Source organism: Streptomyces sp. NPDC002795 (assembly GCF_042888725.1).
Lineage (GTDB): Bacteria > Actinomycetota > Actinomycetes > Streptomycetales > Streptomycetaceae > Streptomyces.
In genome coordinates this window covers 165,355-181,545 of the sequence record NZ_JBIAQB010000004.1, presented here as the reverse complement: position 1 = coordinate 181,545, position 16,191 = coordinate 165,355, and the positions used below count along the sequence as shown (strand labels likewise).

The window sequence follows — 16,191 nt, the reverse complement described above, 5'->3', positions numbered from 1 at the left end:
GGCGCCGTACGCGCTCAGGGTAGGACGGCGATTCCGTCGAGTTCCACCATGGCTTGTTCGTCCCACAGGCGACTGACTCCGATCACGGCCATCGCCGGGTAGTCGCGGCCCGCCAACTCGCGCCAGATACGGCCGAGTTCGCGCGCGTTCTCCCGGTAGTCCGACACGTCCGTGGCGTAGACCGTGACGCGCGCCAGGTGCTGCGGTGTGCCGCCGGACGCGCGCAGGGCGGTGAGCAGGTTTGTCAGGGCGCGGGTGAACTGTGCGGGGAGGGTGGTGCCGGTGACCTTGCCGTCGGCGTCCAACGAGGTCTGGCCGGCGAGCATCACCAGGCGGCCGCCCGTCGCGACGACGGCGTGGGAGAAGCCGGTGGGCGGGGAGAGTTCGGGCGGGTTGACGCGCGTCAGATCGCCACTGTTGCTGCCGCTGCTCACGAGGACTCCTTCTTGTGCCCCTTGTCGTGTTCCTTGTACAACTCGCGGGCGATGATGGCCCGTTGGACCTCGGACGCGCCCTCGTAGATGCGCGGCGCCCGGACCTCGCGGTACAGGTGCTCCAGGACATGGCCGCGGCGCAGCGCCCGCGCTCCGTGCAACTGCACTGCGGAGTCGACGACTTGCTGGGCCGCCTCCGTGGCGATGAGCTTCGCGACGGCCGCGCGGCGCGGCACGTCCGGGTCGCCCTCGTCGTACGCGGACGCCGCCGCGTAGACCATGAGGCGCGCGGACTCGACCCGTACCGACATGTCGGCGACCTGGTGGGCGACGGTCTGGAGTTCCTTCAGCGGGGCGCCGAACGCCTCCCGCTCGGAGGTGTGCGTGAGCGTCGCGTCGAGGGCCGCCTGCGCCATGCCGACGGCGAACGCGCCGACGCTGGGCCGGAACAGGTTCAGCGTGCCCATCGCGACGCGGAACCCGGCGTCGACCTCGCCGAGCAGGTCGTCGCGGGTGACCGGGACGCCGTCGAAGGCGAGCGTTCCGATGGGGTGCGGGGAGATCATGTCGAGGTGTTCGCCGGTCAGGCCCGCGCGGTCGGCGGGGACCGCGAAGGCCGTGACGCCGCGCGCGCCCGCGTCGGGGGTGGTGCGGGCGAAGACGGTGTAGACATCGGCCTCGGGGGCGTTCGAGATCCAGCATTTCTCGCCGGTGAGCCGCCAGCCGTCGCCTTCGCCGTCCCGGTCCGCACGGAGGGACAGCGCCGCCGCGTCCGAGCCCGCCCCCGGCTCGCTCAGCGCGAACGCCGCCACGGCCCGGCCCGCGCCCACCTCCGGCACCCACCGCCGGCGCACCGCCGCGCCGCCGTACGCGTGGATCGGATGCGCCCCGAGCCCCTGGAGCGCGAGCGCCGTCTCGGCCTCCGTGCTGACGCGGGCCAGGGACTCGCGCAGGAGACAGAGATCGAGCGCGCCGGCGGTGAACAGGCGCTCAAGGAGGCCGAGTTGGCCGAGTTCGGCGACGAGGGGACGGTTGACGCGGCCCGGTTCGCCCTTCTCGGCGAGTGGGGCGAGGCGGTCGGCCGCGAGGGCCCGTAGCTCGCCACACCACGCGAGCTGCTCCGGTTCGAGCGAGAATGTCCCCATATGTGGTGCTCCTCTCACGACTGCCTACCGGCCACACGAAGGAACCGTATCGCGCCCCGTTGACTGTCGTCACCATCACGATACGCTCGATGCGCGCCGCCTCATCCGGCGACGGCATGCGAGCCACTCACCACGAGGGGGCGCCAGGCCATGACCCACCATCCGCCCAGCCCACTGTCTCCTTCGGCCCACGCCGACACCTTCGCGCGCGACCATCTGCCGCCCGCGGAGCTGTGGCCGGGACTCACCTTCGACCTGCCCGAGCTGCGCTACCCGCAGCGGCTCAACTGCGGGGCCGAACTCCTCGACACCACCGTGGAACGGCACGGCGCGGACCGCCCGGCCTTCCACTCCCCCGGCCGGACACCCTGGACGTACGGAGAGTTGAAGGAGACGGTCGACCGGATCGCGCACGTGCTCACCGACGAGCTGGGCGTCGTGCCCGGCAACCGGGTGCTGCTGCGCGGCCCCACCACCCGGCACCTCGCGGCCTGCTGGCTCGCCGTGATGAAGGCGGGGGCCGTCGCCGTGACCGTCCTCGCGCAGGCGCGGACGAGCGAGCTGGCCACCGTGTGCGAGATCGCGCGGGTGGGGCACGCCCTGTGCGACATCCGCTCGGTCGACGACCTGGCGAAGGCCGAGGTGCCGGGGCTTCGCATCGCGACGTTCGGTGGCGACGGGCCCGACGACCTGCTGCATCGCGCGGCCGGGAAACCGGCGGCGTACGAGGCCGTCCCGACGGCTGCCGACGACGTCGCGCTGATCGCCTTCACCTCGGGTACCACCGGGCGCCCCAAGGGGTGCATGCACTTCCACCGGGACGTGCTCGCGGTCGCGGACACCTTCTCGGAGCACGTGCTGAAGGCCGGCCCCGACGACGTGTTCGCGGGGAGCCCGCCGCTGGGCTTCACGTTCGGGCTCGGCGGCCTTGTGATCTTCCCGCTGCGGGCGGGGGCTTCGGCGCTGCTGCTCGAACAGGCGGGCCCGCAGAAGCTGCTGCCCGCGATCGCCGAGCACCGGGTGTCGGTCGTGTTCACCGCGCCGACCGCGTACCGGGCGATGCTGCCCGAGCTGGCCTCGTACGACATCTCCTCGCTGCGGCGCTGCGTGTCCGCGGGCGAGAACCTGCCCGCCGCGACCTGGCAGTCCTGGCAGGAGGCGACGGGCCTGCGCATCATCAACGGCATCGGCGCGACGGAACTCCTGCACATCTTCATCTCGGCGGCGGACGACGCGATCCGGCCCGGCACGACGGGCGTTCCCGTGCCCGGCTGGGAGGCCCGGATCGTCGACCCCGGGGGGCGTCAACTCCCGGACGGGGAGCCGGGGTTGCTGGCCGTACGCGGGCCCGTCGGCTGCCGGTACCTCGCCGACGAGCGGCAGACCGTGTACGTACAACACGGCTGGAACGTCACCGGGGACACGTACGTCCGCGAGGCCGACGGCTACTTCCGGTACGTGGCCCGCGCCGACGACATGATCATTTCCGCCGGGTACAACATCGCGGGCCCGGAGGTGGAGGACGCGATCCTGCGCCACCCGGACGTGGCGGAGGCGGCCGTGGTCGGAAGGCCCGACGAGGAGCGCGGCCAGGTCGCCGTCGCGTACGTGGTGCTGCGGGCGGGGGCACGGCAGGACGTGGAGGGGCTGCGCGAGTTCGTGAAGGCCGAGCTCGTCCCGTACAAGTGCCCGCGCGCGATCGAGTTCCTGGACGCGCTGCCGCGCACGGCCACGGGAAAGCTCCAGCGGTTCCGGCTCCGCGAGTCCTCAGCCGTAGAGTGATCACGTGCCCGAGCAGCCCACGCATACGCCCCGCTCCCTCATCGTCACCCTGTACGGCGCCTACGGCCGCGACCTGCCGGGGCCGCTTCCCGTCGCCGAGCTGATCCGGCTGCTCGGAGCGGTCGGTGTCGACGCGCCGTCCGTCCGCTCGGCGGTGTCCCGTCTGAAGCGCCGCGGCCTGCTGCTCCCGGCCCGCACCACCGCCAAAGCCGCGGCCTACGCGCTGTCCGACGACGCCCGCCAGCTCCTCGACGACGGTGACCGCCGCATCTACGGAAGCGGTTCGTCCGCCGACGGCTGGGTGCTCGCCGTGTTCTCCGTGCCGGAGTCCGAGCGCGCCAAGCGGCACGTGCTGCGCTCCACGCTCACCGGCCTCGGCTTCGGCACGGCGGCGCCCGGCGTATGGCTCGCGCCCCTCGGCGTCTACGAGGAGACCCGGCACACGCTGGAACGCATCGGCTGCTCCGGGTACGTGGAACTGTTCCGCGGCGAACACCTGGGCTTCGCGGCGACGGCCGCCGCGGTGGCGCGGTGGTGGGACCTCTCCGCCCTCGCCAAGCTCCACGAGGCGTTCCTCGACGAACACGAGCCGGTGCTGCGGGCGTGGGAGGCCCGGGAGAGCACCCCACCACGCGAGGCCTACCGCGACTACCTCCTGGCCCTCGACTCCTGGCGCCACCTCCCGTACGCGGACCCGGGCCTGCCACCGGAACTCCTGCCGGAGGGGTGGCCGGGGGTGCGGGCGGCGGAGGTGTTCGGGGCGCTGGATCTGCGGCTCCGAAAGCCGGGGGCGCGATTCGCGGGCGCTCCGGAGACGTGTGCCGACGGGTGAGTCCCGCTGCTCAATCGCCGCAGGGGCTTAACATGCTCACCCTGGCAGCACCAGCCTCGGCTTAGGTGCGTCCAGGCGCCCCGTCTGTGGGCGCCGGCTCCCCGCGCCGTACTGCTGGGGCCACGCCACGCCCGGTCCCGCGTACCCCTGTTCCGCCGCCGCGTGGAGCGTCCAGTTCGGGTCGTAGAGGTGGGGGCGGGCCAGGGCGCAGAGGTCCGTACGGCCCGCCAGGACAAGGGAGTTGACGTCGTCCCAGGATGAGATCGCGCCGACCGCGACGACCGGGATTCCGGCCTCCGCGCGGATCCGGTCCGCGTACGGCACCTGGTAGGAGCGGCCGAACGCGGGCCGCTCGTCCGAGACCACCTGCCCCGTGGACACGTCGATCGCGTCGGCGCCGTGCGCGGCGAAGGCGCGGGCGATCGCCACGGCGTCCTCCTCGCTGGTGCCGCCCTCCGCCCAGTCCGTGGCGGAGATCCGCACCGTCATCGGCCGGTCGTCCGGCCACACCTCGCGTACGGCGTCGAAGACTTCGAGGGGGAACGTGAGGCGGCCCTCCAGCGAGCCGCCGTAGGCGTCCGTGCGCCGGTTCGTCAGCGGGGAGAGGAAGCCGGACAGCAAGTAGCCGTGTGCGCAGTGGAGTTCGAGGAGATCGAAGCCCGCGTGCGCCGCGTTCCGTGCCGCTGATGTGAACTGCTCGCGTACGTCGGCGAGTTCGGCCGTCGTGAGTTCGCGCGGGAGCTGGCTGTCGGGGCGGTAGCGGAGCGCGGACGCCGCGACCAGTGGCCAGTTGTCCTGGGGGTCCGGGAGCGGCTCGTCCATGCCCTCCCACATCAGGCGCGTGGAACCCTTGCGGCCGGAGTGGCCGAGCTGCACGCCGATCGCCGTGCCGGGCGCCCGCGTGTGGACGAAGTCCACGATCCTGCGCCAGGACGCCTCCTGCTCCTGTGCGTAGAGGCCCGCGCAGCCGGGCGTGATGCGGCCCTCGGGGCTCACGCACACCATTTCCGTCATGACGAGGCCGGCGCCGCCGAGGGCCCGCGCCCCCAGGTGCACGAGGTGGAAGTCGCCCGGCACCCCGTCCACCGCCGAGTACATGTCCATCGGTGAGACGACGACCCGGTTCCGCAGCTCCAGGCCGCCGAGACGCAGCGGCGTGAACATCGGCGGTGTGCCCTCGGGGCAGCCGAACTCCCGCTCCACCGACTCCGTGAAGTGGGCGTCCCGAAGCCGCAGGTTCTCGTGCGTCACCCGGCGCGAGCGCGTGAGCAGGTTGAACGCGAACTGGCGCGGCGGCTGGTCGAGATAGCGGCCCAGCTCCTCGAACCACTGGAGGCTGGCCCGCGCCGCCCGCTGCGTCGACGCCACGACGGGCCTGCGCTCCTCCTCGTACGCGGCCAGCGCCGCGTCCGTCGTGGGCTGCTCGGTCAGGCACGCGGCGAGCGCGAGCGCGTCCTCGACGGCGAGCTTCGTACCGGAGCCGATGGAGAAGTGCGCGGTGTGCGCGGCGTCACCGATGAGCACGCAATTGCCGTGCGACCAGCGGTCGTTGACGACTGTGCGGAACGTGAGCCACGAGGAGTTGTTGGTCTTCAGGGTGCGGCCGCCGAGGGCGTCCGTGAAGGTCTTGGCGCAGGCCTCGATCGAATCCCGTACGTCCATGCCGTCGAAGCCGGCCGCCCGCCACACCTCTTCGCGCATCTCGACGATGACCGTGGAACCGCCCTCGCTGAACGGGTATCCGTGCAGCTGCATCACGCCGTGCTCGGTCTCGGCGATGTCGAAGCGGAAGGCGTCGAAGGCGAAGTCGGCGGCGAGCCAGATGTAGCGGTTGCGGTGCTCCTCGATGTGCGGCCCGAACGCGTCGGCGTACGTCTCGCGGGTCTTGCTGTGCACGCCGTCGGCGGCGATGACCAGGTCGTACGCCTCGCGGAGCTCGGCGATCGGCGGCGCCTCCTCCTGGAAGCGCAGGTCCACACCGAGTTCGCGGCAGCGGCTGTGCAGGATCTCCAGGAGGCGGCGGCGGCCGAGCGCCGCGAATCCGTGGCCCGTCGACGTGTGGCGGCGGCCCCGGTGCACGATGTCGATGTCGTCCCAGCGCACGAACTCGTCCTGGAGCGCCCGGTAGACCACCGGGTCGGCGTGCTCGATGCCGCCGAGGGTCTCGTCGGACAGGACGACGCCGAAGCCGAACGTGTCGTACGGGGCGTTCCGCTCCCAGACCGTGATCTCCCGGTCCTGGTCGAGGCGCTTGAGGAGGGCGGCGGCGTACAGACCGCCGGGGCCGCCCCCGATGACGGCGATGCGCCGGGCGCGTACGGTCATCGGCCGGTCACCGCCCCTGCCACTTCGGCGGGCGCTTGGCGGTGAACGACGCGTGGAACTCGGCGTAGTCCTCACCGTGCATGAGGAGCGCCTGCGTGGCGGCGTCCATCTCGATGGCCCCGGCGAGGGGCATGTCGAGTTCCGCCGTGAGGAGCGCCTTCGTCTGCGCGTAGGCGAGGGCGGGGCCCTCGGCGAGGCGGCGGCCGAGGGCGAGCGCGGCCTCGTCGGCCCTGCCCTCGTCGGTCAGCTCGCTGATCAGGCCGATGCGCTCGGCCTCGGGCGCGCGGACGGCGTCGCCGAGCATCAGGAGGCGGGTGGCGTGGCCGAGGCCGACGACGCGGGGCAGCAGATAGGCCGCGCCCATGTCGCCGCCGGACAGGCCGACCTTCGTGAACAGGAACGCGAAGCGGGCGCTCGGGTCGGCGACGCGGAAGTCCGCGGCGAGCGCCAGGACCGCGCCCGCCCCGGCCGCGACCCCGTGCACGGCGGCGATCACCGGGAACGGGGCCTCGCGCACGGCCCGGACGACCTGCCCGGTCATGCGGTTGAAGTCGAGGATCTGCGCGGTGTCCATGGAGAGCGTGGCGCCGATGATCTCGTCGACGTCGCCGCCGGAGCAGAAGCCGCGGCCCTCGCCGGTGAGGACGAGGGCGCGCACGGACTTCGTCCTGGACAGTTCGGCGAGGAGGTCGCGCAGGTCGGCGTAGGCGCCGAAGGTGAGCGCGTTGAGCTTCTCGGGGCGGGCGAGCGTGACGGTGGCGACGCCGCTCTCGTCCACGGCGTACGTCAGGTGCTGCCAGGAGTCGGTGCGGGGGGTGGATCCGGTGAAGGGACTCATGCGGTGCCTCCGGCGGGTTGCGGGCGTGCCGTGGAGGGGGCGAGACCTGTCGACCGTATCACCGCATCGTGACTGCCGTCACGAGTGCGCGATAAGCGGGAAGGCGGAAAGGGCCGGACGTCCCGTCCCGCACCGACGGGAGACTCTTTCGCCCCACGCCGTACCATTCATAAGGTTGAACGCAGGACAGTCCCCCTTGATCCCGTTCCTCCGAGCCCGCCCCTCCGAGCCGCATACGCGCCCTCCGCCCCCAGGATTCCGCCGTGACTCCCTTCTCCGGTCCACATACGCCCACGTCGTGGCGCATAGCCCTGCCGCACACGACCGCGGCCGTGCCGGTCGCGCGCGCCCTCGTGCGGACCGCGCTGTCCGAGATCGACTCACCGGCCGCGGACGCGGACACGGCGGAGCTGCTGACGGCGGAGCTGGTGGCGAACGCGGTGGAGCACACGACGGGGGACCAACCGATCGAGCTGGTCGTGGAGCTGCTCGACTCCGGCTGTCAGGTCGAGGTGCACGACACGGACCCGGCGCCGCCCACCGACCTCACCAACCCCGAGGACGACGGGCCGCCCGACCCCTGGCAGGAGCACGGCCGCGGCCTGCTCCTCATCCGCACGCTCAGCTCGTCGTGCGGGCACCGCCCCACCGATTCCGGCAAGGCGGTGTGGTTCACCCTTCCGTCCACGGTGCCGGCGCAGCGCCCGGCGTCCGAGGCGTAGGCCCGGTCGGCTCAGCCCTCGCCCGCGCCGAGCCGCGAGTTGCGGCGGCCGTACAGCGCGTACACGAGCGCGCCGACGACGAGGAACACCGCGAACTGGACCCATGTCGTCCAGCCCGTGCCCCAGATCAGGTAGAGGCAGAAGCCGACGCCCAGGACCGGGCTGACCGGGTACAGCGGCACCCGGAACGAGCGCTTCAGGCCGGAGTGCGAGCGGCGCAGCGCGATCACCGCGATGTTCACGACGACCATGGTGGCGAGCGTGCCGATGGTGGTCAGGTTGACGATGGCGTCGAGCGAGGAGAACGCCGCCGGGATCGCGAAGACGGTCGCGACGATCCACGTGTTGGCGACCGGCGTGTGCGTCTTCGGGGACACCCGCTCGAAGACCCGCGGGATGAGCCCGTCGCGGGACATCGACATCAGGATCCGGGTCTGCCCGTACATCACCGCGAGCACGACCGAGGCGATGGCGACGACCGCGCCGAAGGCGATGACGCCGCCGCCGACGGCCGACCCGGTGACCTGGTCGACGACGAGGGAGAGCGCGGCCGGCTTGTCCCCGACGGCGTCCGCGCCGAGCGCGCCGATGGCGGCGACGGCCACGGCGACGTAGAGCAGCGTGACGATGCCGATGCAGATCAGGATCGCGAGCGGGATGTTGCGCCGCGGGTTCCTGACCTCCTCGCCTGCCGTGGTGATCGCGTCGAAGCCGATGTACGAGAAGAAGGCGAGCGAGGCACCGGAGGTGACACCGGCCATGCCGTCCTTCAGGAACGGGGTCAGATTGCCGGCCTCGAAGGCGGAGTACGCGATCGCGCAGAACACGATCAGGATGCCGATCTTGAGCACGGCCATCGCGGCGGTCGCCCCCGCGCTCTCCCGGATACCCCGCACCAGCAGGGCGGCGGCCATCAGGATCACCAGCACCGCGGGCAGGTTGATCACACCGCCGTCGGCGGGCCCGGCAGAGAGGGCCTCGGGCAGCTGCCATCCGAAGACGCTGTCGAGCAGCTCGTTGAGGTACTGGCTCCAGCCGACCGCGACGGCCGACACCGAGACGCCGTACTCCAGGAGCAGACACCAGCCCACGAGGAACGCGACGCGCTCGCCGAGGGTCGCGTAGGCGAAGGAGTACGAGGATCCGGAGACCGGGATCGCGCTGCCCAGCTCGGCGAAGGAGAACGCCGTGAAGATGCAGGTGATCGCGGCGAGGACGAAGGAGAGGATGACGGCGGGTCCGGCCTCGGCGACCGTGTCGGACAGGCCGACGAAGATGCCGGTGCCGACGATCGCTCCGACACCGAAGCACACGAGCTGGAAGAGCCCCATGGTGCGCCTGAGGCCGTGGCCTTCGAGGTCGGCGCCCGATTCGGCGATGAGGGACTCGGGCGACTTGACGCGCAGGCCGGAGGGGGTCGGCGACATGGGGGTGGTGCTCTTTTCTGGTGGTGCGGTGCGGTGGGGGTGGCCGCATGCCGGTGGGGCCGGAGAGGGTGTTCCGGCCCCACCAGTTTGAACGGTTGCTGAGTGAATGTGTGGTTTGTGGCTACCGGCCGAGCGTCGCGACCATGACGGCCTTGATGGTGTGCATCCGGTTCTCGGCCTCGTCGAAGACGACGGAGTGCGCCGACTCGAAGACCTCGTCGGTGACCTCAAGGGACTCCAGGCCGTACTTGGCGTGGATCTCGCGGCCGACCTTGGTGCCCAAGTCGTGGAAGGCGGGGAGGCAGTGCAGGAACTTCACGTCCGCGTTCCCCGTCGCGCGCAGCACATCCATCGTCACCGCGTACGGCGCGAGCGACTTGATCCGCTCGTCCCAGATCTCCTCCGGCTCGCCCATCGACACCCATACGTCGGTGACCACGAAGTCGGCGCCGGCGACGCCCTCGTCGACGGCCTCGGTGAGCGTGATGCGGGCGCCGCTGGCGGAGGCCAGCTCGCGGGCCTTGGCGACGACGTCCTCGGCCGGCCAGTAGGCCTTCGGCGCGACGATGCGGACGTCCATGCCGAGCAGGGCGCCGGTGACGAGGTACGAGTTGCCCATGTTGAACCGGGCGTCGCCGAGGTAGGCGAAGGACATCTCGGTGAGCGGCTTGGCGCTGTGCTCCGTCATCGTGAGCACGTCGGCGAGCATCTGCGTGGGGTGCCAGTCGTCGGTCAGGCCGTTGTAGACCGGCACGCCCGCGAACTCGGCGAGCGTCTCGACGATGGACTGCTCGTCACCGCGGAACTCGATGGCGTCGAACATCCGGCCGAGGACGCGGGCGGTGTCCTTGCTCGACTCCTTCTTGCCGATGTGCGAGCCGGCCGGGTCGATGTACGTCGTCGACGCGCCCTGGTCCGCGGCCGCGACCTCGAAGGAGCAGCGCGTACGCGTGGACGCCTTCTCGAAGATCAGCGCGACGTTCTTACCCTTGAGGTGCTGCGTCTCGGCGCCCGCCTTCTTGGCCGCCTTCAGCTCCGCGGCCAGGTCGACCAGGCCTCGGAACTCCTCTGCGGTGAAATCCAGCTCCTTGAGGAAGTGGCGGCCGGTGAGGTTCATTCAGGGGCTCCTGCGCGTGACTCGGGGACGGGGTCGGGACAGTGGAAGTCTATACGATGTTCCACATTTCTATTCATGACTGTTTCTGGAAGGAGTCGACGGGGTCCCGCTCCACCGGACAGCTCATGCACCGCGGGCCGCCCCGCCCGCGCCCCAGCTCGCTGCCCGGGATCTCGATGACCTCGATCCCCTGCTTGCGCAGGAACGTGTTCGTCGTGGCGTTGCGCTCGTACGCGACGACGACGCCCGGTTCGACGGCGAGCACGTTGCAGCCGTCGTCCCACTGCTCGCGCTCGGCGGCGTGCACGTCCTGCGTCGCGGTCAGCACCCGGACCCCGGGGAGCCCGAGCGCGGCGGCGATCGCCCGGTGCATGTGCTCGGGCGGATGGTCGGTGACCTTCAACTCCGCGCCGGACGTGCCCGGTTCGATGGTGTACGAGCGCAGCATGCCGAGCCCCGCGTACTGCGTGAACGTATCGCCGTCGACCATCGTCATGACCGTGTCGAGGTGCATAAAGGCCCTCCGCTTCGGCATGTCGAGGGCGACGATCGTGTGCGCCGAACCCGCGGCGAACAGCTTGTGCGCGAGCATCTCGACGGCCTGCGGCGTGGTCCGCTCGCTCATCCCGATGAGCACGGCGCCCTGCCCGATGACGAGGACGTCGCCGCCCTCGATGGTCGACGGGTAGTCGGCCTGCCCCTCGGACCAGAGAGGGAAGTCGTCGGCGTCGCGGAACAACGGATGATGCCGATAGATCGCCTCGAAGTGGACGGTCTCGCGCTGCCGGGCCGGCCAGCGCATCGCGTTGATGGACACCCCGTCGTAGATCCAGGCCGAAGTGTCGCGCGTGAACAGGTGGTTGGGCAGCGGGCCGAGCAGGAAGTCGTCGAGCTCCATGACGTGGAAGCGCACGGAGGTCGGCTCCCCGTGCGCCTCAAGGAACTCGCGCTTCGTCATCCCGCCGATGAGCGCCTCGGCCAGCTCCGTGGACGGCAGCGCCTCGAAGGCCTCGCGCAGATGGGCGGTGGCCAGCGGGCCGTACTCCTTCTCGTCGAAGACCCGGTCCAGGACGAGGCCGCGGGCGGCGTCGACGTCCAGTGCCTCGGTGAGCAGGTCGCCGAAGAGGTGCACGCTGACGCCCCGGTCACGCAGCACGTCGGCGAACCCGTCGTGCTCCTGCCGGGCGCGGCGCACCCACAGCACGTCATCGAAGAGCAACTGGTCCTTATTGCTCGGCGTGAGCCGCTTCAGCTCGAGATCGGGCCTGTGCAGAATCACTCTGCGCAAGCGACCGGCCTCGGAGTCGACGTGGAATCCCATATGCCCATCCTGGGGCTCCGCCCCAGACCCCGCTGCTCAATCGCCGCAGGGGCTTGAGTTTTTCAAGCCCCTCCGGCGATTGAGGAGCGGGGTCCGGGGCGGAGCCCCGAGGTCGTAACCCCGGACGACCGCACCATCACGTCAGAGCCGAGGATCGACCGGCTCCGACTCCAGCGCCAGGACCGCGAACACCGCCTCATGCACCCGCCACAACGGCTCCCCCTCCCCCAACCGATCCAGGGCCTCCAGGCCCAACCCGTACTCACGGATCGCCAACGACCTCTTGTGCCCGAGAAACCGCTGCCGCAGCTTCGCCAGATTCTCCGGCCGCGTGTACTCCGGCCCGTAGATGATCCGCAGGTACTCCCGCCCACGGCACTTCACCCCCGGCTGCACGAGCCGCCCCTTCGCGTCCCGCACCAGCGCCCCGACCGGCTTGACGACCATGCCCTCGCCACCCCGCCCGGTCATCTCCAGCCACCAGTCGACCCCGGCCCGCACCGACGCGGCGTCACCCGTGTCGACGTACAGCCGCCGCGTCGTCCGCAGCAGCCCGGTCGTGTCGTGCGCGACGACCCGGTCGATGAGCGCGAGCTGCTCGTCGTGCGGCAGCGCGGCGAGCGACCGGCCCTGCACCGCGAGGATCTGGAACGGCGCGAGCTGCACCCCGTCGAGGCCGTCCGTACTCCAGCAGTAGCGGCGGTACGCGTCCGTGAACGCCGCCGCATCGGCCGCCCGGCCACGCTGACGCTCCAGCAGATCGCCCACGTCGACGCCCCGCCCGGCCGCCGCCTCCAGCGCCCCGAGCACGCTCGGGAACGCCGCACCGGACGCCGCGCCCACCGCCGCGTACTGCGCGCGCAGCAGCCCGGACGCCTTGAGCGACCACGGCATCAACTCGGCGTCCAGCAGCACCCAGTCAGTGTCGAGCTCCTCCCACAGGCCCGCGGCGGAGACAGCGTCCCGCACCCGCCCGAGGACCGTCTCGGTGGTCCCCGTGTCGTCGAAGAACGGCCGCCCGGTCCGCGTGTAGACCGAACCGGTGACCGGCTTGCCGCCCTCCTCCGCGACCCCGAACCGCTCCCGCGCCGCCTCCGCGTCCCGGCACACCAGCACCACGGCCCGCGAGCCCATGTGCTTCTCCTCGCACACGACCCGCTCCACGCCGTCCGCCGCGTACTGGGCGAAGGCCTCCGCCGGGTGTTCCAGGTAGCCGTCCACCTCGGAGGTCGCGGTCGGCGCCATCGTCGGCGGCAGATACGGCACAAGCCGCGGGTCGACCGCGAACCGGCTCATGACCTCCAGAGCCGCCGCCGCGTTCTCCTCGCGCACCGTGACGCGCCCACTGTGCCGGGTCTCGACGACCCGCCTGCCCTGCACATCGGCGAGGTCCAGCGGACGCCCCTCGTGCCCGCCCGGCGCCTCGGTCACCAGCGGCCTGGCCGGCTCGTACCAGACCTGCTCGGCCGGTACGTCGACCAGCTCGCGCTCCGGCCAGCGCAGCGCGGTGAGCTTCCCGCCGAACACGGCGCCGGTGTCGAGGCAGATGGTGTTGTTGACCCACGTAGCGGTCGGCACCGGGGTGTGGCCGTAGACCACCGCGGCCTTGCCGCGGTACTCCTCCGCCCACGGGTAGCGCACCGGCAGCCCGAACTCGTCGGTCTCGCCGGTCGTGTCCCCGTACAGCGCGTGCGAGCGGACCCGGCCGGACGTGCGGCCGTGGTACTTCTCGGGCAGCCCGGCGTGACACACGACGAGCTGCCCGCCGTCGAGGACGTAGTGGCTGACCAGGCCGTCCACGAACGTCCGCACCTGTGTGCGGAACTCCTCGCTCTCCTGGCCCAGCTGCTCGACCGTCTCGGCGAGGCCGTGCGTGTGCTGGACGTTGCGCCCCTTCATCCAACGGCCCAGCTTGTTCTCGTGGTTGCCGGGGACGCACAGCGCCGTACCGGCCTCCACCATGCCCATCACCCGGCGCAGCACGCCGGGTGTGTCGGGGCCGCGGTCGACGAGGTCGCCGACGAAGACGGCGGTCCGGCCCTCGGGGTGCGCCCCGTCCACGTACCCCAACTTGCCGAGCAGGGTGTCGAGTTCGCTCGCGCATCCGTGGATGTCGCCGATGATGTCGAACGGTCCGGTGAGGTGCGTCAGGTCGTTGAACCGCTTCTCGCGTACGACGCCCGCGCCCTCGGCCTCCGCGGCACCGCGCAGGATGTGCACCTTGCGGAACCCCTCGCGCTCCAAGTGCTTGAGGGAGCGGCGCAGTTCGCGGGTGTGCCGGGTGATGACGCGACGCGGCATGTCGGCGCGGTCGGTCCGCCCGGCGTTCCGCGCGGCGCACACGTCCTCCGGCACGTCGAGCACGATGGCGATGGGCAGCACGTCGTGTTTCCGTGCCAGCTCCACGAGTTGGCGCCGGGCCTCCTGCTGCACGTTGGTCGCGTCGACGACGGTCAGGCGCCCGGCCGCGAGCCGCTTGCCCGCGATGTAGTGCAGCACGTCGAAGGCGTCACGGCTGGCGCTCTGGTCGTTCTCGTCGTCGGCCACCAGGCCGCGGCAGAAGTCGCTGGAGATCACCTCCGTCGGCTTGAAGTGGGTGCGCGCGAACGTGGACTTGCCCGAACCGGACGCGCCGACCAGCACGACGAGGGCGAGGTCGGTGACGGGCAGCACGCGCCCTGCGGTGTCGGTGGTACTCGTACGGCTCATACGGCCTTCGCCTCCTTCTCGTTCCTGGCATTCCCGGCTGTGGTGTCCGCGGCCCCGGTCGTCGTGAACACGGCCATCTGTGTCGGCGGCCCCACCTCGGGGTCGTCGTCCCCCACCGGCACGTACCGCACCGCGTACCCGTGCCGCACCGCCACCCGCTCCGCCCAGTCGCGGAACTCGGCCCGCGTCCACTCGAACCGGTGGTCGCCGTGCCGCACCTGCCCGGCGGGCAGGGCCTCCCAGCGGACGTTGTACTCGACGTTCGGCGTGGTCACGACGACCGTCCGGGGCCGCGCCGAACCGAACACCGCGTACTCGAGCGCGGGCAGCCGCGGCAGGTCGAGGTGCTCGATGACCTCGCTGAGCACCGCGGCGTCGTACCCCTTGAGCCGCTTGTCGGTGTACGCGAGCGAGCCCTGCACGAGCCGTACGCGCGCGGCCTGCCGCTCGCTCAACCGGTCCAGCCTGAGCCGGCGGGAAGCCACGGTGAGCGCCCGCACGGACACATCGACACCCACGATCTCGGTGAACCGCACGTCCTTCAGCAGCTCGCCCACCAACTGCCCCTGCCCACACCCCAGATCGAGCACCCGGACCGCGCCGGACTCCCGGAGCGCGGCGAGGACCGCCTCCCTGCGCCGCACCGCCAGCGGCACGGGACGCTCCTCGGTGTCGCTCTCCTCGTCCACGGCGTTGTCGATCTCGTCGACGTCCGTGTCGTCGGCGTCCGCGAGCCGGGCCAGTTCAAGGCGCTCCATGGCCTCCCGCGTCAGTGACCAGCGCCGCGCCAGATACCGGCCGACGATCAGCTTCTGCTCGGGGTGCTCGGCCAGCCAGCCGTCCCCCGCGCGCAGCAGCTTGTCGACCTCGTCGGCCGAGACCCAGTAGTGCTTGGCGTCGTCGAGCACCGGCAGCAGCACGTACAGGTGCCGCAGCGCGTGCGCGAGCCGCAACTCGCCCTCCAGGACGAGCCGCACGTAGCGCGAGTCGCCCCACTCGGGGAACTGCTCGTCCAGCGGGACGGCCGTCACCTCGACCGCCCACCCGAGCGGCTCGAACAGCTTCCGTACGAGGTCGGCCCCACCGCGCGCGGGGAGCGCCGGCACCTCGATGCGCAGCGGCAGCGCCTGCTCCGCGCGCTCCGGACGGGCCTTGCACACGCCGCGCAGCGCACTGGAGAAGACATTGCTCAGCGCGACGGCGAGCAGCGACGACGCGGCGTAGGGCCGGTCATTGACGTACTGCGCGAGCGCCGCGTCGGGCGCGCCGCCCCGCCCCTTGCCCCGGCCCCGCCGGGCCAGCGCCACGGGGTCCACCTCCAGCAGCAGCGCGGCCGTGCACCGCTCGTCGCCCGCCTCGGGGTAGAGGACGTGCGCGGTGCCGTGCGCCGTGCTGAAGGCCTGCGCGTTCGCTGGATGCTTGTGCAGCAGAAAGCCCAGGTCGGTGGCCGGATTCGCGGCATTGCCCGTGGTCGAGATCGTCAGAAGCACACGGCCGAGTATGGCTCCCGCCGCGCGCTCCCCACCATGGGTTTTCGCC

Annotated in this window: 12 protein-coding genes; 3 read left to right on the top strand and 9 right to left on the bottom strand. The window is 71.7% G+C overall.

Translation table 11 applies throughout. The annotated features are described in order from the left end of the window. Window positions 1–14 precede the first annotated feature (14 nt). On the bottom strand, window positions 15–434 hold the full coding sequence (locus ACFYWS_RS14010; RefSeq protein WP_389274562.1) for a RidA family protein: 420 nt from the start codon (window positions 432–434) through the stop codon (window positions 15–17). Further along, window positions 431–1,579: an acyl-CoA dehydrogenase family protein gene (locus tag ACFYWS_RS14005; RefSeq protein WP_389274559.1), complete on the bottom strand. Its 1,149-nt coding sequence runs from the start codon at window positions 1,577–1,579 to the stop codon at window positions 431–433. Before ACFYWS_RS14005 ends, ACFYWS_RS14010 begins: the two co-directional genes overlap by 4 nt. A 150-nt stretch (window positions 1,580–1,729) precedes the next feature. Between ACFYWS_RS14005 and ACFYWS_RS14000 the strand changes: the two genes are divergently transcribed. Next, window positions 1,730–3,361: an AMP-binding protein gene (locus tag ACFYWS_RS14000; RefSeq protein WP_389274556.1), complete on the top strand. Its 1,632-nt coding sequence runs from the start codon at window positions 1,730–1,732 to the stop codon at window positions 3,359–3,361. Window positions 3,362–3,365: 4 nt separating this feature from the next. Then, window positions 3,366–4,193, top strand: a complete 828-nt coding sequence (locus ACFYWS_RS13995) for a PaaX family transcriptional regulator C-terminal domain-containing protein (protein WP_389274553.1) — start codon at window positions 3,366–3,368, stop codon at window positions 4,191–4,193. A 36-nt stretch (window positions 4,194–4,229) separates the two neighbouring features. Here ACFYWS_RS13995 and ACFYWS_RS13990 read toward each other — a convergent pair whose 3' ends face one another. Beyond that, window positions 4,230–6,518 (bottom strand): bifunctional salicylyl-CoA 5-hydroxylase/oxidoreductase, encoded by a 2,289-nt coding sequence (locus ACFYWS_RS13990; protein WP_389274550.1) that lies wholly within the window; start codon window positions 6,516–6,518, stop codon window positions 4,230–4,232. A 7-nt stretch (window positions 6,519–6,525) separates the two neighbouring features. After that, window positions 6,526–7,356, bottom strand: a complete 831-nt coding sequence (locus tag ACFYWS_RS13985) for an enoyl-CoA hydratase family protein (RefSeq protein WP_389274547.1) — start codon at window positions 7,354–7,356, stop codon at window positions 6,526–6,528. Between the two features lie 263 nt (window positions 7,357–7,619). On the opposite strand from ACFYWS_RS13985, the gene ACFYWS_RS13980 reads away from it, so the two are divergent. Continuing rightward, window positions 7,620–8,078, top strand: a complete 459-nt coding sequence (locus ACFYWS_RS13980; protein ID WP_389274544.1) for an ATP-binding protein — start codon at window positions 7,620–7,622, stop codon at window positions 8,076–8,078. 11 nt (window positions 8,079–8,089) lie between these two features. On the opposite strand, the gene ACFYWS_RS13975 is transcribed toward ACFYWS_RS13980, so the two are convergent. The 5 genes from ACFYWS_RS13975 to ACFYWS_RS13955 all read right to left on the bottom strand — a co-directional run bounded on the left by ACFYWS_RS13975 (window position 8,090) and on the right by ACFYWS_RS13955 (window position 16,142). Continuing rightward, window positions 8,090–9,505, bottom strand: coding sequence for an amino acid permease (locus tag ACFYWS_RS13975; protein ID WP_389274541.1), 1,416 nt, complete (start codon window positions 9,503–9,505; stop codon window positions 8,090–8,092). A 121-nt stretch (window positions 9,506–9,626) separates the two neighbouring features. After that, on the bottom strand, window positions 9,627–10,622 hold the full coding sequence (gene argF, locus ACFYWS_RS13970) for an ornithine carbamoyltransferase (protein ID WP_389274538.1): 996 nt from the start codon (window positions 10,620–10,622) through the stop codon (window positions 9,627–9,629). A gap of 73 nt (window positions 10,623–10,695) precedes the next feature. Beyond that, window positions 10,696–11,943 carry an arginine deiminase gene (locus ACFYWS_RS13965; protein WP_389274535.1) on the bottom strand — a complete coding sequence of 416 codons (1,248 nt, stop codon included), beginning with the start codon at window positions 11,941–11,943 and terminating at the stop codon, window positions 10,696–10,698. 141 nt (window positions 11,944–12,084) lie between these two features. Next, window positions 12,085–14,652: a polynucleotide kinase-phosphatase gene (locus ACFYWS_RS13960; protein ID WP_389274532.1), complete on the bottom strand. Its 2,568-nt coding sequence runs from the start codon at window positions 14,650–14,652 to the stop codon at window positions 12,085–12,087. Beyond that, window positions 14,649–16,142, bottom strand: a complete 1,494-nt coding sequence (locus tag ACFYWS_RS13955; protein ID WP_389274529.1) for a 3' terminal RNA ribose 2'-O-methyltransferase Hen1 — start codon at window positions 16,140–16,142, stop codon at window positions 14,649–14,651. Before ACFYWS_RS13955 ends, ACFYWS_RS13960 begins: the two co-directional genes overlap by 4 nt. Window positions 16,143–16,191 lie beyond the last annotated feature (49 nt).

Bases quoted from the DNA above. Each gene is read 5' to 3' on its own strand.
- ACFYWS_RS14005 (WP_389274559.1), bottom strand. From the start codon at position 1,579: ATGGGGACATTCTCGCTCGAACCGGAGCAGCTCGCGTGGTGTGGCGAG.
- ACFYWS_RS14000 (WP_389274556.1), top strand. From the start codon at position 1,730: ATGACCCACCATCCGCCCAGCCCACTGTCTCCTTCGGCCCACGCCGAC.
- ACFYWS_RS13990 (WP_389274550.1), bottom strand. From the start codon at position 6,518: ATGACCGTACGCGCCCGGCGCATCGCCGTCATCGGGGGCGGCCCCGGC.
- ACFYWS_RS13985 (WP_389274547.1), bottom strand. From the start codon at position 7,356: ATGAGTCCCTTCACCGGATCCACCCCCCGCACCGACTCCTGGCAGCAC.
- ACFYWS_RS13975 (WP_389274541.1), bottom strand. From the start codon at position 9,505: ATGTCGCCGACCCCCTCCGGCCTGCGCGTCAAGTCGCCCGAGTCCCTC.
- argF (WP_389274538.1), bottom strand. From the start codon at position 10,622: ATGAACCTCACCGGCCGCCACTTCCTCAAGGAGCTGGATTTCACCGCA.
- ACFYWS_RS13965 (WP_389274535.1), bottom strand. From the start codon at position 11,943: ATGGGATTCCACGTCGACTCCGAGGCCGGTCGCTTGCGCAGAGTGATT.
- ACFYWS_RS13960 (WP_389274532.1), bottom strand. From the start codon at position 14,652: ATGAGCCGTACGAGTACCACCGACACCGCAGGGCGCGTGCTGCCCGTC.